At 73.1% G+C, this 25,251-nt stretch carries 29 protein-coding genes and 1 pseudogene; 12 read left to right on the top strand and 18 right to left on the bottom strand.

Going from position 1 to position 25,251, the window contains the following annotated elements:
* Position 1 precedes the first annotated feature (1 nt).
* Together IE290_RS33760 and IE290_RS33755 are read right to left on the bottom strand one after the other, a co-directional pair.
* Positions 2 to 1,495, bottom strand: a complete 1,494-nt coding sequence (locus IE290_RS33760; protein ID WP_191248793.1) for a carboxylesterase/lipase family protein — start codon at positions 1,493 to 1,495, stop codon at positions 2 to 4.
* A gap of 104 nt (positions 1,496 to 1,599) precedes the next feature.
* The gene (locus IE290_RS33755; RefSeq protein WP_191248792.1) at positions 1,600 to 2,262 is read right to left on the bottom strand and encodes an AraC family transcriptional regulator; all 663 of its coding nucleotides are present in this window, start codon (positions 2,260 to 2,262) and stop codon (positions 1,600 to 1,602) included.
* Between IE290_RS33755 and IE290_RS33750 the strand changes: the two genes are divergently transcribed.
* The 3 genes from IE290_RS33750 (at position 2,216) to IE290_RS33740 (ending at position 3,630) form a co-directional block, all read left to right on the top strand.
* On the top strand, positions 2,216 to 3,025 hold the full coding sequence (locus IE290_RS33750) for a Rossmann-fold NAD(P)-binding domain-containing protein (RefSeq protein WP_229874871.1): 810 nt from the start codon (positions 2,216 to 2,218) through the stop codon (positions 3,023 to 3,025). The two genes, IE290_RS33755 and IE290_RS33750, sit on opposite strands and share 47 nt — an antisense overlap.
* A 64-nt stretch (positions 3,026 to 3,089) precedes the next feature.
* Positions 3,090 to 3,287, top strand: coding sequence for a PspC domain-containing protein (locus IE290_RS33745; protein ID WP_191248791.1), 198 nt, complete (start codon positions 3,090 to 3,092; stop codon positions 3,285 to 3,287).
* A 52-nt stretch (positions 3,288 to 3,339) separates the two neighbouring features.
* Positions 3,340 to 3,630 carry a hypothetical protein gene (locus IE290_RS33740; protein ID WP_191248790.1) on the top strand — a complete coding sequence of 97 codons (291 nt, stop codon included), beginning with the start codon at positions 3,340 to 3,342 and terminating at the stop codon, positions 3,628 to 3,630.
* 144 nt (positions 3,631 to 3,774) lie between these two features.
* Here the strand turns inward: IE290_RS33740 and IE290_RS33735 are convergent, their stop codons facing one another.
* Together IE290_RS33735 and IE290_RS33730 are read right to left on the bottom strand one after the other, a co-directional pair.
* Positions 3,775 to 5,004: a hypothetical protein gene (locus IE290_RS33735; protein WP_191248789.1), complete on the bottom strand. Its 1,230-nt coding sequence runs from the start codon at positions 5,002 to 5,004 to the stop codon at positions 3,775 to 3,777.
* A complete protein-coding gene (locus tag IE290_RS33730) occupies positions 5,001 to 5,354 on the bottom strand; it encodes a cupredoxin domain-containing protein (RefSeq protein WP_191248788.1) in 354 nt (117 codons plus the stop codon). The genes IE290_RS33735 and IE290_RS33730 overlap by 4 nt, the downstream gene beginning before the upstream one ends.
* 119 nt (positions 5,355 to 5,473) lie before the next feature.
* Between IE290_RS33730 and IE290_RS33725 the strand changes: the two genes are divergently transcribed.
* Positions 5,474 to 7,321, top strand: a complete 1,848-nt coding sequence (locus IE290_RS33725) for a hypothetical protein (protein ID WP_191248787.1) — start codon at positions 5,474 to 5,476, stop codon at positions 7,319 to 7,321.
* A 60-nt stretch (positions 7,322 to 7,381) separates the two neighbouring features.
* Here IE290_RS33725 and IE290_RS33720 read toward each other — a convergent pair whose 3' ends face one another.
* Complete coding sequence (locus IE290_RS33720) at positions 7,382 to 7,972, bottom strand: phosphoribosylanthranilate isomerase (RefSeq protein ID WP_191248786.1); 591 nt, start codon at positions 7,970 to 7,972, stop codon at positions 7,382 to 7,384.
* Between the two features lie 164 nt (positions 7,973 to 8,136).
* Between IE290_RS33720 and IE290_RS33715 the strand changes: the two genes are divergently transcribed.
* Positions 8,137 to 8,880: an ANTAR domain-containing response regulator gene (locus tag IE290_RS33715; RefSeq protein ID WP_191248785.1), complete on the top strand. Its 744-nt coding sequence runs from the start codon at positions 8,137 to 8,139 to the stop codon at positions 8,878 to 8,880.
* Between the two features lie 51 nt (positions 8,881 to 8,931).
* Here the strand turns inward: IE290_RS33715 and IE290_RS33710 are convergent, their stop codons facing one another.
* The 5 genes and pseudogenes from IE290_RS33710 to IE290_RS33695 all read right to left on the bottom strand — a co-directional run bounded on the left by IE290_RS33710 (position 8,932) and on the right by IE290_RS33695 (position 13,692).
* Entirely contained in the window at positions 8,932 to 9,183 is a 252-nt protein-coding gene (locus tag IE290_RS33710) for a hypothetical protein (protein WP_191248784.1), read from the bottom strand.
* 359 nt (positions 9,184 to 9,542) lie between these two features.
* Positions 9,543 to 9,731: a DUF2188 domain-containing protein gene (locus tag IE290_RS38110; protein ID WP_268246447.1), complete on the bottom strand. Its 189-nt coding sequence runs from the start codon at positions 9,729 to 9,731 to the stop codon at positions 9,543 to 9,545.
* 48 nt (positions 9,732 to 9,779) lie between these two features.
* Positions 9,780 to 10,574 (bottom strand): annotated as a pseudogene (locus IE290_RS33705) (manganese catalase); the annotation flags it as partial.
* Positions 10,575 to 10,641: 67 nt separating this feature from the next.
* The gene (locus tag IE290_RS33700) at positions 10,642 to 12,678 is read right to left on the bottom strand and encodes a S9 family peptidase (RefSeq protein WP_191248782.1); all 2,037 of its coding nucleotides are present in this window, start codon (positions 12,676 to 12,678) and stop codon (positions 10,642 to 10,644) included.
* 45 nt (positions 12,679 to 12,723) lie between these two features.
* On the bottom strand, positions 12,724 to 13,692 hold the full coding sequence (locus IE290_RS33695) for a helix-turn-helix transcriptional regulator (RefSeq protein ID WP_229874870.1): 969 nt from the start codon (positions 13,690 to 13,692) through the stop codon (positions 12,724 to 12,726).
* Positions 13,693 to 13,776: 84 nt separating this feature from the next.
* Here IE290_RS33695 and IE290_RS33690 point away from each other — a divergent pair, with 84 nt between their 5' ends.
* Positions 13,777 to 14,055 (top strand): hypothetical protein, encoded by a 279-nt coding sequence (locus tag IE290_RS33690; protein ID WP_191248781.1) that lies wholly within the window; start codon positions 13,777 to 13,779, stop codon positions 14,053 to 14,055.
* Between the two features lie 4 nt (positions 14,056 to 14,059).
* On the opposite strand, the gene IE290_RS33685 is transcribed toward IE290_RS33690, so the two are convergent.
* The 3 genes from IE290_RS33685 to IE290_RS33675 form a co-directional block, all read right to left on the bottom strand.
* On the bottom strand, positions 14,060 to 14,557 hold the full coding sequence (locus tag IE290_RS33685; RefSeq protein ID WP_191248780.1) for a hypothetical protein: 498 nt from the start codon (positions 14,555 to 14,557) through the stop codon (positions 14,060 to 14,062).
* A 59-nt stretch (positions 14,558 to 14,616) separates the two neighbouring features.
* On the bottom strand, positions 14,617 to 15,474 hold the full coding sequence (locus tag IE290_RS33680; RefSeq protein ID WP_191248965.1) for a DMT family transporter: 858 nt from the start codon (positions 15,472 to 15,474) through the stop codon (positions 14,617 to 14,619).
* A 78-nt stretch (positions 15,475 to 15,552) separates the two neighbouring features.
* The gene (locus IE290_RS33675; protein WP_191248779.1) at positions 15,553 to 16,290 is read right to left on the bottom strand and encodes a polyprenol monophosphomannose synthase; all 738 of its coding nucleotides are present in this window, start codon (positions 16,288 to 16,290) and stop codon (positions 15,553 to 15,555) included.
* Positions 16,291 to 16,462: 172 nt separating this feature from the next.
* On the opposite strand from IE290_RS33675, the gene IE290_RS33670 reads away from it, so the two are divergent.
* Both IE290_RS33670 and IE290_RS33665 read left to right on the top strand, forming a co-directional pair.
* Positions 16,463 to 17,254: a hypothetical protein gene (locus IE290_RS33670; RefSeq protein ID WP_191248778.1), complete on the top strand. Its 792-nt coding sequence runs from the start codon at positions 16,463 to 16,465 to the stop codon at positions 17,252 to 17,254.
* 15 nt (positions 17,255 to 17,269) lie between these two features.
* Positions 17,270 to 18,643: a pyridoxal phosphate-dependent decarboxylase family protein gene (locus IE290_RS33665; protein ID WP_191248777.1), complete on the top strand. Its 1,374-nt coding sequence runs from the start codon at positions 17,270 to 17,272 to the stop codon at positions 18,641 to 18,643.
* On the opposite strand, the gene IE290_RS33660 is transcribed toward IE290_RS33665, so the two are convergent.
* The 3 genes from IE290_RS33660 to IE290_RS33650 are packed head-to-tail and all read right to left on the bottom strand — an operon-like array spanning position 18,631 to position 20,256.
* Complete coding sequence (locus IE290_RS33660; protein ID WP_191248776.1) at positions 18,631 to 19,434, bottom strand: methyltransferase domain-containing protein; 804 nt, start codon at positions 19,432 to 19,434, stop codon at positions 18,631 to 18,633. The genes IE290_RS33665 and IE290_RS33660 overlap by 13 nt on opposite strands.
* A gap of 11 nt (positions 19,435 to 19,445) precedes the next feature.
* Positions 19,446 to 19,664: a hypothetical protein gene (locus IE290_RS33655; RefSeq protein ID WP_229874869.1), complete on the bottom strand. Its 219-nt coding sequence runs from the start codon at positions 19,662 to 19,664 to the stop codon at positions 19,446 to 19,448.
* A 52-nt stretch (positions 19,665 to 19,716) separates the two neighbouring features.
* A complete protein-coding gene (locus tag IE290_RS33650; protein ID WP_191248775.1) occupies positions 19,717 to 20,256 on the bottom strand; it encodes a DUF4396 domain-containing protein in 540 nt (179 codons plus the stop codon).
* A 93-nt stretch (positions 20,257 to 20,349) separates the two neighbouring features.
* Between IE290_RS33650 and IE290_RS33645 the strand changes: the two genes are divergently transcribed.
* Complete coding sequence (locus IE290_RS33645) at positions 20,350 to 20,649, top strand: barstar family protein (protein ID WP_191248964.1); 300 nt, start codon at positions 20,350 to 20,352, stop codon at positions 20,647 to 20,649.
* Between the two features lie 8 nt (positions 20,650 to 20,657).
* Here the strand turns inward: IE290_RS33645 and IE290_RS33640 are convergent, their stop codons facing one another.
* Positions 20,658 to 21,881 (bottom strand): MFS transporter, encoded by a 1,224-nt coding sequence (locus IE290_RS33640; protein ID WP_191248774.1) that lies wholly within the window; start codon positions 21,879 to 21,881, stop codon positions 20,658 to 20,660.
* 80 nt (positions 21,882 to 21,961) lie between these two features.
* On the opposite strand from IE290_RS33640, the gene IE290_RS33635 reads away from it, so the two are divergent.
* Positions 21,962 to 22,513: a TetR/AcrR family transcriptional regulator gene (locus IE290_RS33635; RefSeq protein WP_191248773.1), complete on the top strand. Its 552-nt coding sequence runs from the start codon at positions 21,962 to 21,964 to the stop codon at positions 22,511 to 22,513.
* 41 nt (positions 22,514 to 22,554) lie between these two features.
* Positions 22,555 to 23,184 carry a TetR/AcrR family transcriptional regulator gene (locus IE290_RS33630; RefSeq protein WP_191248772.1) on the top strand — a complete coding sequence of 210 codons (630 nt, stop codon included), beginning with the start codon at positions 22,555 to 22,557 and terminating at the stop codon, positions 23,182 to 23,184.
* A 24-nt stretch (positions 23,185 to 23,208) separates the two neighbouring features.
* On the opposite strand, the gene ilvA is transcribed toward IE290_RS33630, so the two are convergent.
* Positions 23,209 to 24,447, bottom strand: coding sequence for a threonine ammonia-lyase IlvA (ilvA, locus tag IE290_RS33625; RefSeq protein ID WP_191248963.1), 1,239 nt, complete (start codon positions 24,445 to 24,447; stop codon positions 23,209 to 23,211).
* 113 nt (positions 24,448 to 24,560) lie between these two features.
* Between ilvA and IE290_RS33620 the strand changes: the two genes are divergently transcribed.
* Positions 24,561 to 25,064, top strand: coding sequence for a universal stress protein (locus tag IE290_RS33620; RefSeq protein WP_229874868.1), 504 nt, complete (start codon positions 24,561 to 24,563; stop codon positions 25,062 to 25,064).
* Positions 25,065 to 25,251: the final 187 nt, after the last annotated feature.

Genomic DNA, 25,251 nt, shown 5'->3' with positions numbered 1-25,251 from the left:
CCTAGCGGTCCCGCCAGAACGCGCAGTGGTGCGACGCGGCGAAGTCCCCGATCGTGCGAGCGCCGCCCGGCACGAGCGCGCGCACCTGCTCGTGCGCCGGGTCGAAGCGCGGCCAGTCCGGACCAGGCGCACCGGTGCGCACGAACGCCGCCCAGTCCCCGACCATCTCCGCGGACAACCGGCGCTGCCCGTCGTCGAACGACTCGCCGCCACCGAACAGGTAGGACAGCTCCAGGCTGTGCGCGGCGCCGAGCGGGAACGGCGACCGCGACAGGGAATCCGGCACCGGGGCGCGGGAATCACCGAACTCGTAGGCGTAGACCGGACCGGTCCGCGACAGCGAGCCGGCCATGTCCCGCGCCGGGCAGGCGAACGCGACGTCGGTGAGGGCCGCCGCGAGCGCACGCGGAGCCGAGCCGGCGTAGGCCTGCAGCGGGTACTCGGCGGCCACGGCCGCGGCGTCCGGCCCGAACACCCGCGCCAGCGCCGCCGGGTACTCCGCCGCGGTGACCGTCTTCCCGGTCGCCGCGTACTGCTGGGCCAGGAACAGCGTGAACTCGTCCCGCGTCACGCCGACCAGCACCGGCACCCGGGCGGCGGCGCCGGCGCGCATCGCGTCGACGGGGTTGGCGGGCAGCACGGCACCGCCGGTCACCGGGCCCGCGACCGGGACCCCGGCGAGGTCGAAGTACCGCGGCACGGTCTGCAGCCGAGACGGCGGCAGGGCGCGCAGGCAGGCGGCGGCGGTGGCCGGGTCCGCGCAGCCGAGCTTCGCCGCGTACTCGGTGCTCGCGTTTTCCGCTACGGGAGCGGGCGCCTGCGCCTGGCACGGTCCGCTTTGGACGATCGCGGCGCGGAACGACCCGGCCGAGCCCGGGGAGACCAGGTGGTCGCACACCGACATCGCCCCGGCGGACTCGCCGGCGAGAGTGACCCGCGCGGGGTCCCCGCCGAACGCGGCGATGTTGTCCCGCACCCACCGCAGCGCCGCCTGCTGGTCGAGCAGCCCGAAGTTGCCCGCGCCGCCGTCGTGCGCGAGCGCCGGGTGCGCGAGCCAGCCGAGCGCGCCGAGACGGTAGTTGAGGGTCACCACGACCAGCCCGCGCGCGGCCAGGTCCCGCGCGTCGTAGGAGTCGCCGTTGCCGCCGAGGAACGCGCCGCCGTGGATCCACACCAGCACCGGCAGCCCCTCGGCCGCCCCCGCGGGTGTGGTGACGTTGAGGAACAGGCAGTCCTCGCTGCCCGCCTCGCCGGGCTGGGGGCACCGGGCGCCGGGCGCGGTCGCGTCCCGCACGCCGCTCCACACCGGACCGGGCGCGGGCGGTCGCCAGCGGGCCGCGGTGGCGTACGGGATGCCTTCGAACACCCGGTGGCCTTCGGTCACCGTGCCGCGGATCCGCCCGGCGGCGAGGGACACCACGTCCGGCGGCGGGGCCGGCGCGGGCGCCGCGCACGCCACCAGGAGGACGACGAGGAGCAGGAGCAGGCGCGTCACGGTCGGGCGGCCACCGGTCTCGTCGTCACCGGTGCAGCCTAGCCGGTGCGCGTCCCGGCGGTCGCGTGTGGATTCGAGCGCCGGCCGGGCATCGCCGTGGACTTTCACCCCGGACGAGCGGCCGCTCCCTGCCGGTGCCGCTGCGGGCTCACCCCGTGAGCTCGTTTGAACGCGGCGCTGAGCGCGAACGGGCTCGAGTAGCCGACGCGGCGGGCGACGGCGGCGAGCGTGGCGACGGTCCACGGGTGTTCCGGGCGGTGCTGCAGCAGCCGTAGTGCCCGGCCGACGACCGGATCGGCGTAGGCGCGGTACCACGGGCCCGATCCGGGGCCGGCGAACCACTTCCGCAGCACGTCGATGAGCAGCAGGTCGAGGAGCCGGTCGAGGACGGCCTCCTGGCCCGGCTCGTCGCGGGAGATCTCGGCGCCGAGCAGGCGGCGGCTGACCTCGCCGCTGAGCTGGTACGTGCCGACGAGCAGCGTGGTCGGGCCGTCCGGGTCGTTGCCCCAGGTGCGCAGGCCGAGGCCGGTCATCACGACCTCCTGCCCGGCCGGGGTGGTGCAGACCTGCTCGGGGCCGCGCAGCACCGCCACGTCCCCGGCGGTGAGCTCGCGGGTGGCGCCGTCGTCGAAGCGCACCCAAGCGCTGCCGCGCAGCACGGCGACGAGTGTCAGCGGCGCCTCGTCCTGGATCCGCATCGACCACGGCGGCGCCAGCTGGGTGCGGAGGAGGAAGGCGCCGCGGGCGCTGATCGGCGGAACGGGCAAGACGGGACGACGGGTCGCGGACAGGTTGCGGGCGCGCGGCGAGCAGGTGCGGATCGCGGCGCGGTCCACCGGGTTCGACTGGGACGAGCCGGGCACGTGGGAACCGGCGCTGAAGGACGTCCCGGCGGCGTACGTGACCTACGCGCCGGACGCCGGTTTCCCCGACGCGGCGCCGAAGATCGGCGCGCTGGCCCGTCAGGCCGGCGAGCAGGGCGTGCGGCGGCTGGTGCTGCTGACCGGCCGCGGTGAGGAAGGCGCGCGGCGAAGCGAAGAAGCGATCCAGGACGCCGGTCCGGAGTGGACGGTCGTGCGGGCGAGCTTCTTCGCGCAGAGCTTCAGCGAGGACTTCCTCGCCGAGTCGGTGGTGGCCGGCGAGTTCGCGTTCCCGGCCGGCGGCGTGTCGGAGCCGTTCATCGACGCCGACGACATCGCGGACGTCGCGACGAGGGCGCTGACCGAGGACGGGCACGCGGGGCGGGTGCACGAGATCACCGGGCCGCGGCTGCTCACGTTCGCCGAGGCCGCGGCGGAGATCTCGGCCGCGCTCGGCCGGCCGGTGCGGTACGTGCCGGTCAGCGCCGCGGAGTTCGCGGCCGGCCTCGTCGCGGCCGGCGTGGAGCCGGAGTTCGCGGGGCGGTTGAGCGAGCTGCTGGCCGAGGAGCTGGACGGCCGCAACGAGTCCGTGACCGACGACGTGCGGCGCGTGCTGGGCCGTCCGCCGCGTGACTTCGCGGACTTCGCCCGGACGGCGCACTGGGGCTGACCCCAGGGATGATTCGGGGGTTTCCACCGATGCGCGCCGCACCACGCGGGAGCATCGTGGAGGCATGACGACGACAACGACGACACTGACCAGGTCCCGGCACGACCGGGTGATCGCCGGGGTGTGCGCCGGCCTGGCCCACCGCCTCGGCTGGAAGCCCCGCACGGTGCGCCTGCTGTTCGTGCTGTCCTGCCTGCTTCCCGGACCGCAGTTCCTGCTCTACCTGGCGCTGTGGGTCTTCATCCCGAACGAGAAACGCTGACCGACATCACCCGATCGGGTTTGATTTTTCGCGAAGCGGGTTACTCCTTCGCATGGCCAGAACGGGTATCTACCGTGGACGCGGCACCGCCGCCAGGGTGGTCACCGGGATCGGGGCGCTGTTCGCGCTCGTCGAGGCGATCTACATCGTCCTGGTCCTGGCCGGCGCCAACACGGCGAACGCCTTCTACCGTTTCATCGATTCCATCGCCCAGCCGCTCGCGCTGTTCTTCCCCGGTCTCTTCCCGATCGCGAACGGGCAGCTCAACGTGCTGGTCAACTACGGTCTGGCGGCGGTCTTCTGGCTCGTCGTCACCGGCCTCATCGCCCGTCTGCTCCGCTGACGGCGCGTCCTCGCCCGGCTCCTCCGGTGGAGGGGCCTGGCGGCGGGCGACCACGATCAGCACCACGATGATCGCGATCGGCCCGATGATGATGAGGGTTTCGTCCCACCCGCCCTGGTGGGCCAGGATCATCCGCTCACGCATTCACGCTCCCGAGACCAGCGCGATGCCCACCGCCGTGTAGAGCACCATCACGGCGAGCATCGGGTACTGCCCCACCTTCGCATAACCGCCCCGCAGCACGCCGAGCGCACGGTCGTGCGCCGAGGTCACCGCCAGAACGTGCCCGGCCACGATCCCGGCGATCTGCACGAACGCGATCGCCGCCGCGGAGACCACGGTGTAGTCCACCCCGCCGCCGAATCCGCGCTGCCCCTCGAACACCGCGAACGAGAAGTAGTGCGCGATCGTGTAGCCGACCATGATCGGCACCAGCGAAGGCGCGAACGTGTCGTAGGCGCCGGTGACCGCGCGCCGCAGGTACGGCCGGGTCAGGTGGATGGCGCCCGCGTAGGCCAGCGCAGTGAGCGCGATCGCCGCCGCCAGACCGGCCGTGCCCAGCAGGACGCGGTCGCCGTCGCGGGTCGCCTCGCCCCAGAACGGCAGCCGGGTCAGCCCGTCGAACGCCGTCGAGCCCAGCACCACCAGCACGAACGGCGTCAGGCCCCGCTCGCGTTCCAGGGTGCGCAGGCCGTCGAGCGGGTTGCGCAGCACCAGCCGCCCGTCCGCCCGGCGGCCCCACGGTGACAGCGCGGCGATCAGCGCCGAATAGACCTCGAACCCGTCGCCGCGGTCGAACCAGCGCGGCCCGAACACCGCGCCGGCCACGACGTGCACGAGCGCGTAGGCGGTGACGAACACCGCGATCGCGCGCGGGGAGTCCGAATGCGGGTGGACCAGTTCCAGCCACAGGAAGGCGACCAGCCCCGCGATCGCCGGGAAGAACCCCCACCGCGGCACCGGGCGGCGGCCCGGGAACAGCGCGGAGAGTGTCCGCAGTGGATTCACCAGCCGCCAGACCGGCCCGCACAGCACCGAAAGCGGCACGAGCCCGACCCAGAACCACACGTAGAACCAGGCGGCCGCCGGGTTGTCCGCCGAGTCGTCCGGGCCGGTCCAGGCGAACACCAGGAACAGAGCGAACAGAGCCAGCCCGAGCAGGCGCAGCGCGATTCGCGTCGCGCGGGCGTCGGCGATCCGCTCGAGCGCCCGCGGCCAGGCGAGCCCGGCCCGCGCGCCGCGCAGCTTCGGCTGCTTCCACAGCGCGGTGAGCGCGAAGAACGACACCAGCACCGCGGCAGCGCCGGCGTAGAGCGCGAGCCACAGCGGGACCGGCAGGTCGGAACGCCCGCCGAGACCGTGGGCGAGGATCACGCGGTCACCCGGAGTTCGGTCAGCGCGGCCCCGCTGTGGTGCAACTCGACCTCGAACACGCCGGGGATGTCCGCGGTGAAGGTGACCGCGGCCGGCTGGCCGGCCGTCACGTCGGCCTTGCGGTCGTAGCCGTGCACGTGCAGCTCGTCCGGCGCGTCGGTGGTCACCTCGATGGTCACCGTCCGGCCGGCCGCGACCTCGACGCGGTCCGGCCCGGAGGTGCGTTTCCCGCCGGTCACGACGAACTTCGCCACCTCCGGCCCGGCACCGGCCTGCTGCTGGGGCGCCGTGCTCCCGCACCCGGTCGCCACCAGCATCGTCGCCAGCGCGGCCACGACGAACCTGCGCATTCCCCGTCCTTCCTCCGCCCGGCTTGTCCGTTGCGTCCGGGACCCCGTAAAGTATGTGACCAACGGTAACAGTTACTTCGGGTAGCACGCATGCCCGGCTTCATCGAGGAAGGTCCACCGTGCTCGTCGCCCAGGAGTCCAGCCCACCCGCGGGCGGGGCCGCGCTCGGCCAGATCGTCATCGCGGGCCTGATGTTCTTCGTGATCTTCCTGCCGCTCGCCGTGTTCGTCATCCGGGAGCGCGCGGGCCGCACGACGGTCGTCGGCAGGCTCTCCGACTTCTCGGCCGGGCTGAGCGGGTTGCCCCGGTGGGCGGCGCTGCCGATGTTCGTCGCGTTCGTGTCCGGGATGGCCGCGCTGATCGGCGTCTACTGGGACGTGCCGATCCACATGGAACTCGGCCGCGACGAGGGGCCGCTGGCCAACCCGTCGCACTACCCGATCTACTTCGGACTGATGGGCATCTTCGCCAGCGGCGTGCTCAGCGCCGCGCTGGCGAAGGGGAAGCTGCCGGTGCGCACGTTCCCGATCGGGCCGCACTGGCGCGCGCCGATGGGCAGCATCCAGATGATGGCGACCGGCCTGGTGGGCATCGCCGGGTTCCCGCTGGACGACGTGTGGCACCGGCTGTTCGGCCAGGACGTCACCGAGTGGGGCCCGACGCACGTGCTGATGATCGGCGGCGGTGTCGGCGTGGTGATCGGCCTGCAGCTGCTGCTGGGCGAGGCGCGGCAGGTCGGCGCGCGCGGGCCGGTGGTGCGCCTGCTCGGGCCGCTGCTCGCGGGCGCCTGGCTGATGGGCGCGTCGGCGTTCCTGATGGAGTTCGACCTCGGGGTGCCGCAGTTCCCGATGCTCGCCCAGGTGGTGCTGGTCGGGCTGATCGGCAGCTGGACGCTGGTCTACGGGCGGCTCGCGGGCGGGCCCGGCGGGGCGCTGCTGGTGGTGGTCGTGGTGCTGGTGACGCGGGCGGTGTTCGCGGTGCTGCCGCTGGTCAACGACCTGCACGTGGCGCTGCTGCTGCCGTACGCGGCGGAGGCCGTGGTCATCGAGGTGGTGGCGATCCTGCTGCGCGGGCGGCGGGGGTACGCGTTCGCCGTGGTGGCCGGCCTGGCGAGCGGGGTGCTCGGCATGTTCGGCGAGTGGGCGTTCTCGCAGTGGCTGATGCCCGACCCCTGGCCACTGTCCCACATGGACACGTTCGTGCTGTGGGGCACGGCAGCGTCGCTGGCCGGGGCGCTGATCGGGGTGTGGCAGTACCAGCGGGTGGAGGCGGTGGCGGCGCGCCGGGCGTCGGACCCGGCGCCGTCGGGCGCGCCCGCGGTGCGGTTCCGGACGCGGCACCTGGGCGGGCTCGTGGGGGCGCTCGTGGCGGTGGGGCTGTCCGCGGCGGTCATCCCGCCGGCCGATCCGCCTGCCGACCTGGTGGCGAACATCCAGCTCAGCGAGACGGGCCAGAGCCTGCCGATCTCGAACCCGCACGGCGGCGGGCAGCCGCGGTGGGTGACCGCGACGGTGACGATCAACCGGGCGGACCTGGTGTCCGATCCGATGTGGCTCAACGGTTTTTCCTGGCAGGGCGGGGACTTCTACAGCGCGCCGCTGGAGAAGACGGCGGAGGGCACGTACCGGACGACCCAGCCGCTGCCGGTGTTCGGGCAGTGGAAGACGGGGATCCGCGTGCACTACGGAACGCGGGTGATGGCGATCGCCCCGATCTACGCACCCGCCGACCCGGCCGCGAACGCCGGCGAGATCACCGCGACGTCCGGGCCGCGCCCGTTCATGTCGGAGATCAAGTTCCTGCAGCGCGAACGCAAGACCGACACGCCGCTCGTGCTCTGGACCGTGGCGTACGTGCTGGTGGGCCTCGTGTTCGGCGGCATGTGGGCCCTGTTCGCCTGGCTGTACACCTCCGCCGCGGGCGGCGCACCCTCCCCCACGCGGCGGGTGCGGGTCGGCAGCAGGTGACACACGGGCGGCCGGTGCCTTCCGGGGGCGCACCGGCCGCCCGGTTTCCCGGGGCCGCTGTCAGCGCCGCGCCGCGGCGAGGAAGTCTCGGATCAGTCCGTGGTCCTTCGTGCCGCGGGTGGACTCCACGCCGCTGGACACGTCGACTCCCCACGGGCGCACGGTCTCGATCGCCTCGGTGACGTTGTCCGGCCGCAGCCCGCCCGCCAGCAGCCACCGTCCGGTCTGGCCGCGCAGCTGCGACCAGCCCCACTGCTCCCCCGACCCGGCCCGCGGCGAGTCGAGGATCAGCATCTCCTCGCCGAACGCCCCGACCTCGACCCGCTCGCCCGCGGTCGACGTCGCCCGCACCAGCCGCACCCCGAGGCCGGCGAGCGCGGCGAAGTCGCCGGCCGTGTACCCGGCGCCGTGCAGCTGGACCGCGCCCAAGCCGGTCTTGACGGCGACGTCCCGGACTTCGGCGACCGGCATCCCGAGGAACACCCCCACGCTGAGCACCTCCGGCGGCACGGCGGCCACCAGGCGCGTCGCCTCCTCGACAGTGACCTGCCGGGGGCTCGCGGTGAGGACGAACCCGACCGCGTCGGCCCCGGCCGTCACCGCGCACTCCACGTCGGCCTCGGTGCGCAGGCCGCAGATCTTCACGAACACCCCACCAGGGTAGGCGCCGCGGAGTCCGGACTCCGCCGATGCCCCGCCTCGCCGACGGGAAACCTGCTGCGCGCGCTTCCATAGCCGCTGGTTCCAGCGGTACCTGTGAGCGCGTCCCGCAAGGCTCCCGGTTATGCGTCCGCGGCTCCGGGTACCCGCCGGCCATGACCGAAGACCGCGCTGATCAGCTCGCGCGCCTCGACCACGTGACGGCGGCGCTGGAGGATCTGCGGGGACAGGCGGCCACCCAGCCGCTCGAGGACATCGCGAAGGGCATCGCCGAGAGCGCCGTGGCGACCCTGCCCGACGCCGACGCCGCGACGATCACCGCCGTGGCCGAGGACGGCCACCTCTACACGCTCGCGGCCACCGACGAGGGCATCATCGGCATCGACGAGTGCCAGTACCGGACGCGCCGCGGCCCGTGCGTCGAGGCCGCCACCCAGCGGCACCCGGTGCGCGCCATCGTCGGCGAGCACGAGGCGGAGTGGCCGGAGTTCACCGCCTCGGCCAAGGAGGCCGGCATCAACACCTACCTGTCCGTGCCGGTCTTGCTGCCCGGCGAGTCCGGCGGAGAGGACGAGGTCGTGGGCGGGCTCGACATGTACAGCTTCACCGCCCGCGCCTTCGACGACTACGACGAGCAGGTGATGCGCCTGTTCACCACCGCCGCGTGCGAAGCGTTCACCAACGCCCGCCGCTGGGCGGCCACGCAACGCAAGATCGCCCAACTGGAGACGGCGCTGACTTCGCGCGCCGAGATCGACCAGGCCAAGGGCGTGTTGATGGCGATCCACGGGTGCAGCGCGGACGAGGCGTTCACCCGGCTGGTCGAGGAATCGCAGCGGACGAACACCAAGCTCGCCGTGGTGGCCCGCAACCTGCTCGAATCGCTGCAGCGGCGCTGAGACGAAAAAGCGCGCCACGGGTGAATTCCCGTGGCGCGCCCGGCCGGATGATCAGCCGATCGGCAGCTTGCCGGTCAGCGGCCGCAGCGGGTTGCCACCGGTGACCGGGGACAGCGCGCTCTGCTTGCCCGTGACGGCGCTGAGCACGCTGGGGGTGCCACCCTTGCCCATCAGGCCGTTGACCGTCATGCCGACGGCCTTGAGCTGCGGGGTGGAGACTCCGGCGGAGGCGGCGCCCGCCCCGGTCAGAACCGCCGCGGCGGCCGCGAGACCGACGACACCAGCACGAAGTGTGCGCGACACTGAGTTTCCCCTTCATCGGAAAATGATTCTTCGAACGAGACGAGAAACTTAGCGATTCGATGCGCGCACTGCACGGCTGGCGCCACTCGACCGAGTGGTTCCGGGGCGAATTACGTTCGACCGTGGCTGCCGGGTTTGCGGAATCGCCGCGGGGTACCGCGCAATCGCGGCAACCCAGCCGTCACCGACCGGGTAGAGCGTCCCCGGAACTCGCCCTTCCCGGCGTCGAGTACGGGCGTGCGGGCCCGCTCCTCGGCGTGCTCGGCGAACGGTCAGCGGCCGTTCCCGCGCGCCGCCCGTGCCGGTCTCGTCGGCATCGGTGACACCCAGGATCGATCCCCGCGCCGCCGCGAACCCGGTCAGCGGCCGTAGTCGTGGCGCTCCGCGATCTCGCCGTCCTTGCGGCGCACGACGTGCGTGACGCCGCGCTTGCGGGCCAGCTCGCGGCCCTCGGCCTGGGCCTCGGCCTTGGTGTCGCCGGTGCTGGAGGCGCGGCTGTTGCCCACGACCTGGTTCTTCCACCGGCCGTCCGCGTAGAAGGTCTCCACATCGCCGTCCGCCGGATCCGCCTCGCCGGCCGATCCGTCGCGCGGGGCGGTCGCGTAGAGCTCCGGGTCGGGTTCGGGGGCGCTGCCGGGGCCGCCGAGGGGTTTGGGGTCCATGAGGTAGTCGATGCGGTCTTCGCCGGTGGCCCAGGAGCCTTTGTTGCCGTCGGGGCCGTCGGAGAGGTGCCAGATGGTGTTGTTGTGGGTCTGGTCCTCCTCGTCCAGCAGGGCGCTGGGCGCGATGTCGGTTTCCAGGCCGTCGGCTTGGAGTTCTTCGATGGCGCGCAGCCACTGCTTCTGGTGCACGGTGTCGCGGGCCAGGTTGAACTTCAGCATCTCCTTCACGCCCGGATCGTCGGTCATGTTGTACAGCCGCGCGGTCTGCAACCGGCCCTGCGCCTCGGCGGCGGCGTTGGCCCGGAAATCGGCCAGCAGGTTGCCCGAGGCGACGATGTACTTGCCGTTCCACGGCGTGCCGTTGGAATCGGCCGGCACCGCCCCGCCACCGGCGACGATGGCCTGTTGCGGATCCATCCCGCCCAGCACGGCCGCCATCACCGGGTCCTTGGCGGCTTCGGCGGTGGCGGTGGCCGGGGCGCCTTCGAGCAGGCGGGCGACCATGGTGGCCAGCATTTCCACGTGACCGATCTCCTCGGTCGCGGTGTCCATGATCAGGTCCTTGTACTTGCCCTCGATGCGGCAGTTCCAGCCCTGGAACAGGTACTGCATCGTCACCGTCATCTCACCGTAGGCGCCACCGATCAGCTCCTGCAGCTTCCGCGCGTAATAGGGGTCCGGACGCTCCGGCTTCGCCTCGAACTGCAGGAACTTGGTGTGACGGAACACGGGGCCCTCCCTCGCCGGTGATGATGTCGGCGAGGGAGGGCTTTCCCGTTACGACCGTGTCTAACCGTCAGCCCAGCAGGTCCGGCCGCTGCCAGTCCTTGCCCAGCACGTGCTGCGCGAGTAAGGCGAACACCGTGGCGTACCAGAGCTTCGCGTGGTGCGGGGTGAGGATCCAGTGGTTCTCGTCGGGGAAGTAGAGGAACTTGTGCGGTGTCGAGCCGTCCTCGGCGGCCGACCGGGACGCCAGGTCCCACCACAGCCGCAGCCCCTCGCCGATCGGGACGCGGTAGTCCTTGTCGCCGTGGATGACGAGCATCGGCGTGCTGATCCGGTCGGCGAAGCGGTGCGGCGAGTTCGCCTCCGCCATCTCCGGGGTCAGCTCGCGCTGCCAGTAGAACGTCGCGTCGGTCGTCGGCCCGAACTGGTCGAGCGCCCACAGCGAGGCGTGCGTGACGATCGCCTGGAACCGGTCGGTGTGCCCGGCGACCCAGTTGGCCATGTAGCCGCCGAACGATCCGCCCATCGCGGCCGTGCGCGTCTCGTCGACGTCCGGGTGCTGCTCGGCGGCGTCGGTGACGGCCATCAGGTCGGTGAACGGCGCCGCGCCCCACGCGCCCCATCCGCGTTTGATGAACTCGTAGCCGTAGCCGGTGGAGATCGCCGGGTCGGGCAGCAGGACGGCGTAGCCCTGGGCGACGGCGAGCCACGGGTTCCACCGCCACTGCCAGGCGTTCCACGATCCGAGCGGGCCGCCGTGGATCCACAGCAGCAGCGGCGCGGGCGAGCCCGGGCCGGCGTCCCGCGGAAGCGCGAGCCACGCCCGCAGCGGCGTGCCGTCCTCGGCGGTGGCGGTGACCTCGTCGAGGCGGCCGGGAACCTCGACGTCCAGGCCGAGCGCCTCGGCCGGCCCGGGCAGCGGCTCGATCGCACCGCCGTCGAGGGCGACGCGCACCGGCGCCGGCGGGTGGTCGACCGCGGAGCGCAGCGCGTAGACCCACCGGCCGTCCGGCGAGATCCGCGGCTCGGTGTAGGCGCCGTCGTCGGCGGTCAGCCGCGTGACGTCACCGGTGGTGGCGTCGACCCGCCACAGCGGCGAGCGGCCCTGGTCGTCGGCCGCGACGACGAGCGCCGAGCCGTCCGGCAGCCACCGCGCCGAGTGCGGCCAGCGGTCCCACTCCCGGGTCAGCGGCGTGAGCTCCCCGCCGGCGAGCGGGACGAGGGCGAGCCAGTAGTCACCCGGGGCTTGTGGGGTCGACCGGCGGTACACGGCGACCGCGACCTGGGTGCCGTCCGGCGAGATCCGCGGCGACTCGTACTCGTGGTCGGCGTCGTCGGCCAGGACGCGCCGCTCGCCGGTGGCGACGTCGATGGCGACGACGGTGGTGCGCTGCGACCCGCGCGCCTCGGGCACCACCCACGTGGTGACGACGGTGCGGCCGTCCGGCGCGACGTCCCAGGACGCTTCGTCGCCCAGCGCGCGCCCGGCGTGCCCGGTGAGGTCGCGCAGCTCGAGGCGGTCCTCCCCGGCCGGCACGCCGTCGGCGACGACCAGCCGGGGGCGGTCGGGGCCCAGGTCGTGGTCCCAGTACCGGATGGGGTACTCCTCGTGCAGGATCGCCGAGACCCCGGCGTCCTTGCGGGCCTTGCGCACCTCGGCGTCGTGGTCGGCGCTGGTGGCCGACGGCATCATCGGCGCCCCGGCCAGCACCGTGCCGGCCTCGGCGGCCACCGTGACGCCGTGGATGCCGCCCGCGGGCGCGGCGACGACCCGGGCGTCCCCGCCGGAGGCGGGCTGCAGCCACAACGCGCTCTTCGGGCCGTCCTCGCCCTCGGCCGCGGCGTCCGGCCGGGCGGAGACGAACAGCAGGTCGCCAGAGGGGGTGAAGGCGGCGCCGGACTCGCCCTCGGCGCTGCGCGTCAGCCGCCGCGCCGGGCGCTCGCCCGCCGGGTCCACCTCCCACAGCGCCGTGGTGTAGCGGTTCTTCTTCAGGTCGGGCGTCGCCACGCCGACGACGAGTCGGCGGCCGTCCGGGGAGAGCACCAGACCCGACAGCCGCGGCAGGCGGACGTAGGCGTCGAGGTCGGCGAAGGCATCGTCGGTCACTTCGCCTTCTTACCACCGATGACCGACAGTTTTGCGGGTTTTCGATCAGCCGCCGAGCGCGCGGGCCAGCAGGGTCCGGCGGTTGCGCACGGCGGTCTTGGTGAAGATCGACTTCAGGTGGTCCTGGACGGTGTGCTCGGACAGGAACATCCGCCGCGCGAGGTCCCGCGTGTCGCTGCCGTGGACGAGGTGCCCGAGCAGCTCCCGCTCGCGGGTGCTGAGCCCGAACGCCCGGCCGAACAACGCGACCCGCTCGGCGGGCGCGGACTCCTCGATGGTGACGGCGATGTCCCGCACGATCCGCGCCGCGCGCAGGGTCACCCACCGCCCGTCCGCGAGGTGCACGCGGGCGGCCGGGCGGTGGCTGTCGACACCGGATTCGTTGGCGAGCAGTTGCGCGGCCACGTTGTAGGCGCCGGCCGGGACCGGCGCGCGCCCGTCGTCCGGCGGGACGAGCACGCGCAGGTACTCGGCGGTGTCCGGGGTGTGGCCGAGGACGGCCAGGTCCGGGGAGAGCAGCAGCACGACCGGCCCCGGCCGCGCCAGCTGGCCGTCCCGCGCGGCGAAGGTCTCCGCCTGGGCCCGGCGCAGTTCGGTCGTGACCGGTTCGAGGATCCGGGTGAGCGTCGCGGTTTCCGGGTCGGTGAAGGGGCGGGACCGCCACAGGTCCAGGAACGCCCAGACGCCGAACCGGTCGGCGAACACGGCGGAGGCGACATCGGCGACGCCGTAGCCGTCCAGCATTTCGCGCCACAGCAGGCTCCGGGCGGGGTTGCCTCCGGTGGCCGCACGCAGGGTCGTCACGGTGCCGGGGCGCAGCGCGGTCCAGCGGTTGACCGGGGTGAGGTACTTGAGCCGGATCAGGCGGGGCAGCTCCGGCAGGCACGGGACGTCGGCGAGCGGGGCGGTGCCGACGGTGGTCTCCGGGTCGGTGAGCGGCCAGGCGTAGGCGTCGAAGCCGACCTTGCGCCGGATCTCGCCGAGCACGCGCAGCCGCACCGCCCTCGCGTCCACAGGCCGAGTCTAGAACCCCAGGAACCTGGGATGGGCCCGCCGAGCCGGAATTCCTACCGTCGGCGGCGAGGAGAAGGAGGAGTCATGGCCACCTTGCACATCGAACACTCGATTGTGGATTTCCCGCTGTGGCAGGCGGCGTTCGGGCGCTTCGCCGAGGCGCGCGGCCGGGCCGGCGTGCGGGCGCACCAGGTGTCCCGCCCCGTCGGCGACGCGCACTACGTGGTGATCGACCTGGAGTTCGGATCGGTGCCCGAGGCGGAGGCGTTCCTGGCCTTCCTGGAACGGGAGGTCTGGTCGTCGCGGGAGAACTCGCCCGCGCTGGCCGGACGGCCGCGCACGCTGATCCTGGAACCGGCGTGACCGGTCACCCCGACACCGCCCGCGCCTTGCGAACCCGCCCACCCGGCTTGTAGACCGACAGCAGCACCGCCGCCAGCAGGCACGCCGGTGACACGATCGGCGGGAACACCAGGTCCGGCGCCACCCCGGGAATCCCCGCGAGAAGCGACTCGCCGTACACCGCCGCCTCGCCGACCGCCGGGCGCAGCAGGATCAGCCCGAGCACCGTCAGCACCACGTTGAGCACCAGCTTGGTCGCCACCCACCAGTACCGGACCAGCCCGTACCGGCTGCCCAGCCCCAACATCATCCCGCTGCCCAGGCACACCAGCCCGGCCACCAGCACCGGCCACACCGCGAACAGCCGCAGCGCCTGGTAGCACACCGCGGCCAGCGACGTTTCGTCCGTCAGCATCGCGGTGAACACCAGCACCGCCAGCACCACGTCGATCCCGATCCACGCGCCGGCCGACACGATGTGCGCCGTCAGCCACGCCTTCCGTCCCCGCGCTTTGAGTCTCATGCGGTCCACTGTCGCGAACCGGACGTTCCGGGACATCCGGCGCAGAGCGGGACCTTCGCCTACGCCGCCACGCGTACGCGCCGCGGTTTCACCCGCGTCAGGCCGACCCCCGCCAGCACGACCACCACCCCGGCCACGACCCGCACCGTCACCGGCTCGCCCAGCACCACCGCCCCCAGCGCGACCGACACGACCGGCAGCAGGTACCCGACGACCGCCGCGCCGGTCGGGCCCTCGTCCTCGATGAGCCGGTAGTTGAGGTAGAAGGTGAACCCGGTGCCGAACACGCCGAGCAGGACGACCGCGAGCACGGCGAGCCCGTCGAACCCGGGCCGGCCGCCGTCCACCGGCAGCGCCAGCGCCGCCAGCCCGGACGCGACTCCCAGCTGCGCCGCCGAGGTGGCGATCGGCCCGCCGGTGCCCGCCAGTTTCCGCGCCATGTAGGCGAACGCGATCGCGTAGCTCGCCGCGGCCGCCACCAGCGCCAGCGCACCCCAGCCGAGCAACCCGGACCGCTCCCAGGGCGCGAAGATCAGCAGCACCCCGCCGAACCCGAGCAGCAGCCCGCCGAGCCGCGCCGGGTGCGTCCCGCGTTCGGTGCCCAGCACCAGCCCGACCAGCAGTGACCACAGTGGAGTGGTCGCGTTGAGCACGCCGGCGATGCCGGAGTCGACCGTCTGCTCACCGATGCTGAACAACGCGAACGGCACCGCGTTGCAGAAGAACGCGGCCACGACCAGCCGCCCCCACATCGTCCGCCCGCGCGGCATCCGCTGCCCGGCGATCCGCGCCAGGACGAACAGCACCGCGGCGCCCAGCACGCTGCGCAGCACCGCGACTTCGATCGGCGTGAACCCGCGCAACGCGAGCTTGATCCACAGGAACGCCGAACCCCACAGCAGGGCGAGCACACCCATCCGCACCCACGTCTTGATCACGCCACCAGCGTGCGACCGGGACAGCGCAAGGACAAGTGAAAGATTGTGAAGTTTCGTTTAGCTGAGCTTACGCCCGAACAGCAGCTTCCACGGCATCAGCGCGGACTCCAGCTGCACCGCGAGGCTCATCTTGGACACGCCGTCGGCGCGCTCCTCGAACCGGATCGGGATCTCCGCGATCCGCAGTCCCTGCTTGACGGTGCGGTAGTTCATCTCGACCTGGAACGCGTACCCGTTGCTGCGGATCGTGGCGATGTCGATGCGCCGCAACGTCTCCGCGCGCCACGCCTTGAACCCGGCGGTGGCGTCCTTGACCCGCAGCCGGAGGATGGCGTTGACGTAGAAGTTCGCCCACGCCGACAGCGCCTTGCGGTGCCAGCCCCACTCGCCGGCGAGCGAACCGCCTGCCACGTAACGGGATCCGAGCACGACGGCGGCGTCCGACGTGGCCAGCTTCTCGATCATCCGCGGGACCGCCTCGACCGGGTGGGACAGGTCGGCGTCCATCTGGACGACCATGTCCGCGCCCTCCTCCAGCGCCCGGGTGATGCCGGCGACGTAGGCGCGGCCGAGACCGTCCTTTTCGGTCCGGTGCAGCACGCCGATGTGGTCCGGGTTCTCGGCCGCCAGCTTGTCGGCCACGTCGCCGGTGCCGTCCGGCGAGTTGTCGTCCACCACGAGCACGTGCAGGCCGGGCAGCCCGAGGCCGGTGAGCTGGCCGACGAGGTTGGGCAGGTTGTCCCGCTCGTTGTAGGTCGGGACGACGACCGTGACCTTCGGGGAGCTCTCTCCCATGATCAAATCCTTCGTGCGCGGGTGGAGGTTCGGCACCGAACGGTATCGCACCCGGTTTCGCACCTCTTCCGGGTAACGCCGACGCCGTTTTCCGAGGTCGTCAGCGGGTACGACGAACCAGGGGCGGCGTCGCGCGTCTGACGGGCACAAGGTCCGGCGAGGAAGGGGGAGCATGCGCAGCGGTCGTGGGGCGCTCCTGGCCCTGTTCCTCGCCGTCGTGGTGGTCGGCGGGGTCGTCACGTGGATCGTGCTGGCCGGGCGGCCGGCGCCCCGGCCCGGGTGCACGGCGACCGCGGCGGACGGTTCGTCCTTCGACCTGACCGTCGAGCAGGCCCACAACGCGGCCACGATCGCCGCCGTCGGGAAGCGCCTGGACATGCCCGAGCACGCCGTGACGGTGGCACTGGCCACGGCGATCCAGGAGTCGCGGCTGCGGAACTTGCCCGGTGGCGACCGCGACTCGGCGGGGCTGTTCCAGCAGCGGCCGAGCCAGGGATGGGGCAGCTACGCGGAAGTGACCGACCCGGTCTACGCGGCGACGGCCTTCTACGAGCGGCTGCGGGAGCAGCCGGGCTGGGCGGACCTGCCGCTGACGCGGGCGGCGCAGCTGGTGCAGCGCTCGGCGTTCCCGGAGGCCTACGCGCAGTGGGAGACGGCGGCCGCGACGACGGCGGCGGCGCTGACCGGGGCCCGGCCGGCCGCCCTGACCTGCGCCAACATCTCCCCGGGCGCGCCGGAGGCGGACATCGTGCCGGTCGCCAGGGCCGAGCTGGGCACCGCGGTGCTCAGCGGCCCGCACCCGGCGGCCGAGGGGTGGGCCTTCGCGAGCTGGCTGGTCGCCAACGCCACCCGGTTCGGCCTGGACGGCGTCACCTTCGACGGCGTGACCTGGACGGCGGAGTCGGGCGCCTGGACGGCCACCGGTCCCCGGGACGGCGTGCTCAGCCTGCACCGCGCCCGGTGAAACTACGATCGCCCGATGGCCGACGACGTCCTCCTCCTCGCCGCCGCTCTGGGCCGCGACTTCCGCGCCAGCCTGGACGAGCGCGCGGTGTTCCCCCGCGACCTGGACCCGGGCGCGGTCCGCGCCGCCCTCGGCGAGCTGCCCGCCGGGCCCGCCGAGCCCGCGGCGGTGCTCGACCAGCTGCGGAAGGCCGTGGAACCCGCGCTGGTCGCGAGCGCCGGTCCGCGGTACTTCGGCTTCGTCACCGGCGGCTCGCTGGAGGCCGCGGCGGCGGCCGACGTCCTCACCGCGGCCTGGGACCAGAACGGCTTCAACCCGCTCACCTCGCCCGCCGCGGCCCTCGTCGAGGAGGTCGCCGGCGGCTGGCTCAAGGACTTGCTCGGCCTGCCGTCCACGGCGTCGTTCGGGTTCGTCACCGGCGCCCAGGGCGGCAACACGGTCGGACTGGCCGCCGCCCGGCACGCGGTTCTGGAGCGCCACGGCTGGGACGTCGAACGGCAGGGCCTGCACGGCGCGCCACGGGTGCGGGTCCTCGCCGGCAGCGGGCGGCACGCGACGATCGACCGGGCCCTGCGCCTGCTCGGCCTGGGCACGGACGCCATCGCCGAGGTGCCGACCGCCCCGTCCGGGTCGATCGACGTCGCCGCCCTGGCCGAGGCGCTGTCCACTTCGGATGCGCCGACGATCGTGTGCCTGCAGGCGGGCGAGGTGAACACCGGCGCGTTCGACGACTTCCCCACCGCCATCGCGGCCGCCCACGCCCGCGGGGCGTGGGTGCACGTCGACGGCGCCTTCGGGCTGTGGGCGGCGGCCAGCCCCGCGCTGCGGCACCTCACCACGGGTGTGGCGGAGGCCGATTCGTGGGCCACCGACGGCCACAAGTGGCTCAACGTCCCCTACGACAGCGGCTACGCGTTCTGCGCGCACCCCGCGGCCCACGCGGCCGCGACCTCCTACACCGCCGCCTACCTCGTCGGCGACCGGCCGGAAGCCCTGCGCTCGCCGGGCGACTTCGTCCTGGAGTCCTCGCGCCGCGCCCGCGGTTTCGCCACGTGGGCGGCGCTGCGGCAGCTGGGCCGCACGGGTGTCGCGGACCTCGTCGAGCGGACCTGCGCCCTCGCGCGCCGCTTCGCCGCGCGGCTGTCCGAGGCCGGGGCCGAGGTGGTCAACGACGTCGTGCTCAACCAGGTCCTGGTCGGCTTCGGGGACCAAACGCCGCAGGTGCTGGACGCGGTGCAGCGGTCCGGCGAGTGCTGGATGGGCGGCACGGTCTGGCGCGGTCGGCGGCTGATGCGCGTGTCGGTGTCGAACTGGCGCACCACGGAGGCCGACGTCGACCGCAGCGTCGCCGCGGTCCTCGCCGCCTGGCGGGAGGTTCAGGGGCGCTGAGCCAGCACCCCGAACATGGTCACCGACAGGTGGAAGTCCCCGCGCGCGGCGCCGTCGGCGGCATCGGCGAGCAGCCGCTCCCCCTGCTCGCGGGTGACCGCGCCGTTGCCGATGGCGTGCTGGACCATCATCGGCAGGAGCGTGTCCCGGACCGATTCGTGGTCGGAGATCAGGGCCTGCGAGCCGCGGTCGAGGATCGTCAGGCCGGCCGCGGTCAGCCAGCCCGCGAGCTTGCGGCCCGCGGCCGGTTCGGCGGTCTGCGAGAGCATCCCGGACAGCACGCCCCGCACGGTTTCCGGGTCCCCGGGGTGCAGGATCCCGGTCGCCCAGTCGGTGTCGATCAGCGCCACGCGGCCGCCCGGCCGCAGGACGCGGACGATCTCGGCGACGGCGGTCGCGGGTTCGGTCAGGTGCTGGAATACGCGTTCGCACAGCACGGCGTCGAAACTCGCGTCGGCGAAGGGCAGGGCGTAGACGTCGCCGGGCACGAACTGAGCGGACGACCGCGCGGCCCGCTCGCGGGCCAGCGCGATCATCGCCTCGTTGGGGTCGAGCCCGACCGCTTCGCCGCCGGGTCCGGCCGCGGCGGCGAGGACCTGCACCTCGGAGCCGGTGCCGCAGCCGATCTCCAGCGCCCGCTCCCCCGGCTGGACGGCCAGTGCTTCGTGCGCCCAGGCCCGCAACCGCCGCACGCCCGGGGTCGCGGCCTGCACGTCGAGGATCTCGGCCTGGCGCGCGACCACGGCCGGGTCGATGCGGTCGGCTCGGAAGGAGATGTCGGTGTCCGCCACGAGGGCGGATGTTAGTCCGGTGCGGACGTCGTCACGACCAGATTCCGCAGTTCGTAGCTGTCCGGCAGCTTCTCGACCGTTTCGGTGCCGAGCCCGGCCTGCACGGTGCCACCGCCGCGCAGCACCGCGCGGGCCTGCTCGTAGCCCGTCACCCGCCAGGTCCCGTCCGCGCCGCGGCGCACGGGGCGGCCGTCCCGGGCCGGGCGGCGGTCGATCTTCCGCCCGCCCACGGGATCAAGCCAACACGACCGGCCGGGCGGCCGACAGGGCCGCCCGGCGCAGTCAGTGGTGGTACTCGTGGACGACCGCGTGGCCCTTGCCGCGCCCGATCATCCACTTGTTCACCGGCCAGGTCAGCACGAACGCCACGGCCAGCGCCAACACCAGCGCGCCCCAGAACAGCCAGTCGCCCAGGCCGGCGTCCATCGCGCCGGGCACGACGACCATGATGGCGTTGTCCACGATCTCCATCACCGTGATCGAGATGGTGTCGGCGGCCAGGGCGACCTTCAGCGCCGTGCGGAAGGGCACGCCCGCCTTCAGCACGCCGCGCATGGTCAGCGCGTAGCCGAACACGAACGCCAGCGCGACGGCGAGGGCGATCGTGGCGACGCCGTGCAGGCCGAGCGCGGTGCCGATGACCATGCCGAGCACCTCGCCGATGGCGCAGCCGGTGAGGCAGTGCAGGGTGGCCTGCGCGGCGGCGGCCCAGGTGGAGGGCGGCCGGTGCCCGGTGTGCGCGCCGTGCTCGGCGTGCTCGCCGTGACCGGCATGCTCGCCGTGCTCGCCGTGTGTGGTGTGCTCGTGCGTCGAGTGGTCCATCTCGTGTTCCTCCGTTCAATACCCCTAGGGGGTATCACCGGAGTGAAGATAGCCCTCTTGTCCGGATTGCGCAACACTGAACCGGTGGAACCGATGAAGATCGCCGAGCTGGACGGCCGCCGGATCACCGACCTGACCTCGTTCCACGAGCAGGTATCCGAGTTGCTCGACTTCGGCCCGTACCACGGACGGAACTTCGACGCCCTCTGGGACCGCCTCAGCCGGGACGTCGAGCGACCGGTGCGGGTGCGGTGGCTGCACGCATCCACCAGTCGCGCAGCGCTCGGCGAGGCGGCCTTCTCAACGATCGTCGACATCTTCCGGCGCGCCGCGCTCGAAGATCGGCAGCACAACGCGCCCGACCGGCTGGAGTTCGAACTGGTCGACCCCTGATCCCACGATCACCTTCGCGCGAGACGCACCGACTGGGCGATGACGGCGATCACGGCCAGCCCGGCGACCGCGAACCCGTAGACGATCGCGGTGGGCCGCAGACCGGCCGACGTCGCCGCGAAGCCCGCGATCACCGCGGGAACGCTGAACGCGAGGTAGGCCACGACGTAGACCACGGCGAAGAGTTCCCCGCGTTCGGCGGGCGCGGCCAGGCGCGCCAGCGTGCCGAAGCTGGCCAGCGCCGACGCCCCGAACCCGACCCCGGACACGACCGTCCCGGCCGCGGCGAGCGCGACGGTGTCGGTCAGCACACCGGCCAGGCTGACGCCCAGCCCGACCGCCAGCAGCGCGGCGCCGGCCTGCAGCACCACGCCGACCGGGGCGGTGCGCAGCACCAGCGAGGTCAGCGCGCCCGTGCCGCACAGCAGGGTCACGACGAGCCCGCCGACGAGGTGGTTGGTGAGCCCGAACAGCCCGGCCGCGACCGACGGTCCGAGCGACAGGTACAGACCGCCGAGTGCCCAGCTGGAGAGCAGGATCGGGACCAACGCGAACAGGTCCGGCCGCAGGCGCGCCGGGACACCGAGGCGCGGGGTGAGCGAGGCCAGCGCGCCCGGACGGCGAGCCGAGGTCTCCGGCAGGCCCGCGGTCAGCAGCAGCGCGACGACCATGCCGGCGAGCAGGAGCGCGTACACCAGGTGCGTCGGCGCGGGCGCGAACTGGACGAGGGCGCCGCAGCCGAGGGCGCCGAGTGCGAGCCCGCTGGTCGGGGCGACGCTGCTGATCATGCCCGCGCGGCCGGGCGCGTGCGCCGGGTTCAGGTCGACGAGCGTCGCGCCGAGCACGGACATCGCCGCGCCGGTCGCGATGCCCTGCACGACGCGGGCCGCGAACAGCGCGGAGACGTCACCGGCGACCAGGAACAACACGAGCGAGACGGCTTCGCCCACGATCGCCGCGGCCAGCACCGGCCGTCGCCCGACGTGGTCCGACAGGGCGCCGACGACCAGCAGCGACGCGATCAACCCCAGGACGTACACCGCGAAGACCACGGTGAGCGTCATCGACGAGAAGCCCCATTCCTGCTGGTAGACGACGTAGAGCGGGGACGGGACGCTGGATGCCGCCATGAACAGCACGAAGATCACCGCGACCGCCGCGAACGCCACCGGCTGCGACAGCCGGACTCTCGGGCGGACCGCCACCGGGGCGACGGCCGGACTACTCGACATCGGCACTCCTCCGAAAAGCAAAGATCGATGCGTTAGGACGACCATAGCGCAAACGCAGCGATCGATGCGATAATTTCCTCATGCCCGCCACCATCAGCACAACCCGTCCGGGCGGCCGGTCCGCACGGGTGCGCGCCGCCGTGCACCGCGCCGTCGTGGAGTTCCTGGCCGAGAACCCCGCCGAGGCGCTGACGCTGCCGTTGATCGCGACCCGGGCGGGGGTCCACCCGACCACGCTGTACCGGCGGTGGGGGTCGGTCGCCGAGCTGATGGCGGACGTCGCGAGCAGCCGCTTCAGCGGTGACATCGTGGTGCCGGACACCGGTTCGCTGCGCGAGGACCTGCGGCGGTGGGCGGCGGACGTGGCGACCGACCTGGCCGATCCGGACGTCCTGGCGCTCATGCGGGCCACGATCGGCTCCGGCCCCGAGGGCGGCTGCGCGTGCACGGCGGACCGGCACGCCCAGCTGACGGCGATCCTGGACCGGGAGCGCTCGCGCGGCGGGACCGCGCCGTCGACGTTGCACGCCGCGGACGTCCTGCTCGGGCCGCTCTACTACCGCGCGATCTTCGTCGGCCAGCCGGCCGATCCCAGCTGGACCACCGAGCTGGTGGACGCGCTGCTCAAGTAATCGGGTTGCGCGCCGTTACTCGGCCGAGTAATTTTTTACTCATGCAGGTAATCCATGACGTGCAGCCGGACCTGGGGCTGAGCCCGGCCGAGGAAGCGCGCCGGTCGCAGATCATCGCGGCGACGCTGGCGACGATGTCGGAGCTGGGGTATCGCCGCACGTCGTTCGCACGCATCAAGGAGCGCGCCGGGTTGAGCAGCACGCGGCTGATCGGCTACCACTTCGGCACGAAGGCGGGGCTGATCCAGGCGGTGGTGACGACGGCGCTGAGCATCCGGGACCGGTACCTGGAGGAGCGGGCCGGCGAGACGACCGACCGCGCCGCGATGCTGCGCGCGATGATCGAAACGGAGGTCACGTTCGTCCGCGACCACCCCGAGTGCGTCCGCGTGCTGCGCGAGGTGGCCGCGAACGCCGACGACCCGGACGGCTGGCCGGTCGCGGGCCCGCTGCTGAGCGGCTTCCGAACCGGCCGCATCGAGCGGCTGCTGTCGCAGGGCCAGGAGGAAGGCACCTTCGGCGAGTTCTCCCCGGAGGTCGCGGCCCGCACGATCGCGCAAAGCATCGACGGAGCGATCCAGGCCTACACCGAGAACCCGTCCCTGGACCTCGAGGCCTACGGACGCCAGCTGGCGGACTTCTTCGAGCAGGCCGTGGCCGCGAAGGGCTGATCGCCGGTTCCCGGCGCTCCGCGGTCACACCAGGAACGTGAACAGCGGGCTGTCGGGCGGGACGCGTTCGATGCGGTGCGAGCCGGCCATCATCCGCTTCATCATCGGTTCCAGGTTCTCCGGCGACCCGAGTTCGATGCCGACCAGCGCGGGGCCCGTCTCGCGGTTGTTGCGCTTGACGTACTCGAAGAGCGTGATGTCGTCGTCGGGGCCGAGCACGTCGTCGAGGAACCTGCGCAGCGCGCCGGGCTCCTGCGGGAACTCGACGAGGAAGTAGTGCTTGCGCCCCTCGAAGATCAGCGCTCGTTCGACGATTTCGGCGTAGCGGCTGACGTCGTTGTTGCCGCCGGAGACGATGCACAGCACCGTCGATCCCGGTGCCAGCCCGAGGTCGAGCCCGAGCGCGGCCGGTGAGAGCGCGCCGGCGGGCTCGGCGATGATGCCGTCGGACTGGTAGAGGTCGAGCATCTCGACGCAGATCTTGCCCTCGGGCACCGCGATCATGTCGGGACGGCGGTCGGCGGCCAGGGCGTAGGTGTGCTCACCGACGAGCCGGACGGCGGCGCCGTCGACGAACGGGTCGATGGTCTCCATGGCGACCGGGCCACCGTGCTCGAGGGCGAGCGCCATGCTGGCCGCGCCCTGCGGTTCGGCGCCGACGACGCGCACCTCGGGGTGGGTCTCCCGCAGCCAGGCGAGCGTTCCGGCGAGCAGGCCACCGCCGCCGACCGGCACGACGACCACGTCGGGCGCCTTGCCGAGCTGCTCGATGGCCTCCTTGACGACGGTGCCCTGCCCGGCGATCGTGCGCGGGTCGTCGAAGGCGGGGATCATCGTCGTGCCCGTGCTCGCGGCGTAGGCCTGCGCGGCGGCGGCCGCGTCGTCGTAGGTGTCGCCGTGCACCACGATCTGGACGTGCTCGCCACCCAGGCGTGCGACGCGGTCCCGCTTCTGCCGGGGCGTGGTGCGCGGCAGGTAGACGCGGGCGAGGACGCCGAGCGCGGCGGAGGCGAACGCCACACCCTGGCCGTGGTTGCCGGCGCTGGCGCACACGACGCCGCGGGCGCGCTCCTCGGGTGAGAGCTGGCTCACCAGGTTGTAGGCGCCGCGGCCCTTGTAGGACCGGACGGCGGACAGGTCCTCGCGCTTGAGCCAGACCTCCACGCCGTGCTGCAGCGACAGCCGTTCGTTGCGGTGCAGTGGCGTCGGCTGGATGACCCCGGCGAACCGGGCGGCCGCCATCGCCACATCGGCTGCCCGCACCGCGTCCGGCCCGTTACCCACGACCTGGTTCCTCCTGTCGGCGTAGACGTCATTCGTACCAAAGTCGTGCCGGGCGCCCGCACCCGGAGCGGCCGGTGCCAGATAATGCGATCGTGGGTGCGGAGCGGGCCGGTGGGCAGTTGGTCGAGGAGTACGGCCCGGCGTGGTCGCCGGGGCCGTTCGAACGGGGCACCGACGGGCCGCACGTCGTCCTCGCCGGCGTCGACGGCTCCCCCACCGCGCTCAGGGCAGGTGCCTACGCGGCCGGGCTCGCCCGGCGGCAGCGGTCGCGGCTGGTGCTGGTCTACGTGCTGGCGCCGCAGGCGTGGACGGGCATGGCGACCGGCTACCTCGCGGCCGCCCAGGAGCAGGCCTACGAGGCGACGATCGACGAGATGCGCAAGCCGATCCGCGACCTGGCCGACGAGGCGAACATGCCGATCACGTTCATCGTCCGCCGCGGCGACGCCTTCACCGAGCTGCGGCGCGCGGCCGTCGAGCTGCACGCCGACCTCGTGGTGGTGGGCGCGTCGGAGAGCCGGGGACACCGCATCGTCGGCTCGGTGGCGAACCGCCTCGTGCGAGCCGGCCTCTGGCCGGTGACGGTCGTGCCCTGAGGAGCACGGCCGCGCAACCACGCCCAGCGTCCACTCGCCACAGGCGGACACCGCCGCTCGATCCAGCCCAATCGCACCAACGCGCGGTCGAGCAAGCCCAGCGCCACCACGCGTCCGCCCGTGCCACGCGCGGGCGATCCGACCCGGTCCTAGCTCAAACAAACTCACCACCGCCGCGTGCAGGCGG

The sequence above is a fragment of the Amycolatopsis deserti genome (genome assembly GCF_014653945.1).
In the GTDB taxonomy this organism is placed as follows: Bacteria; Actinomycetota; Actinomycetes; order Mycobacteriales; family Pseudonocardiaceae; genus Amycolatopsis_E; species Amycolatopsis_E deserti.
This window is presented reverse-complemented; position numbering and strand designations above follow the sequence as displayed.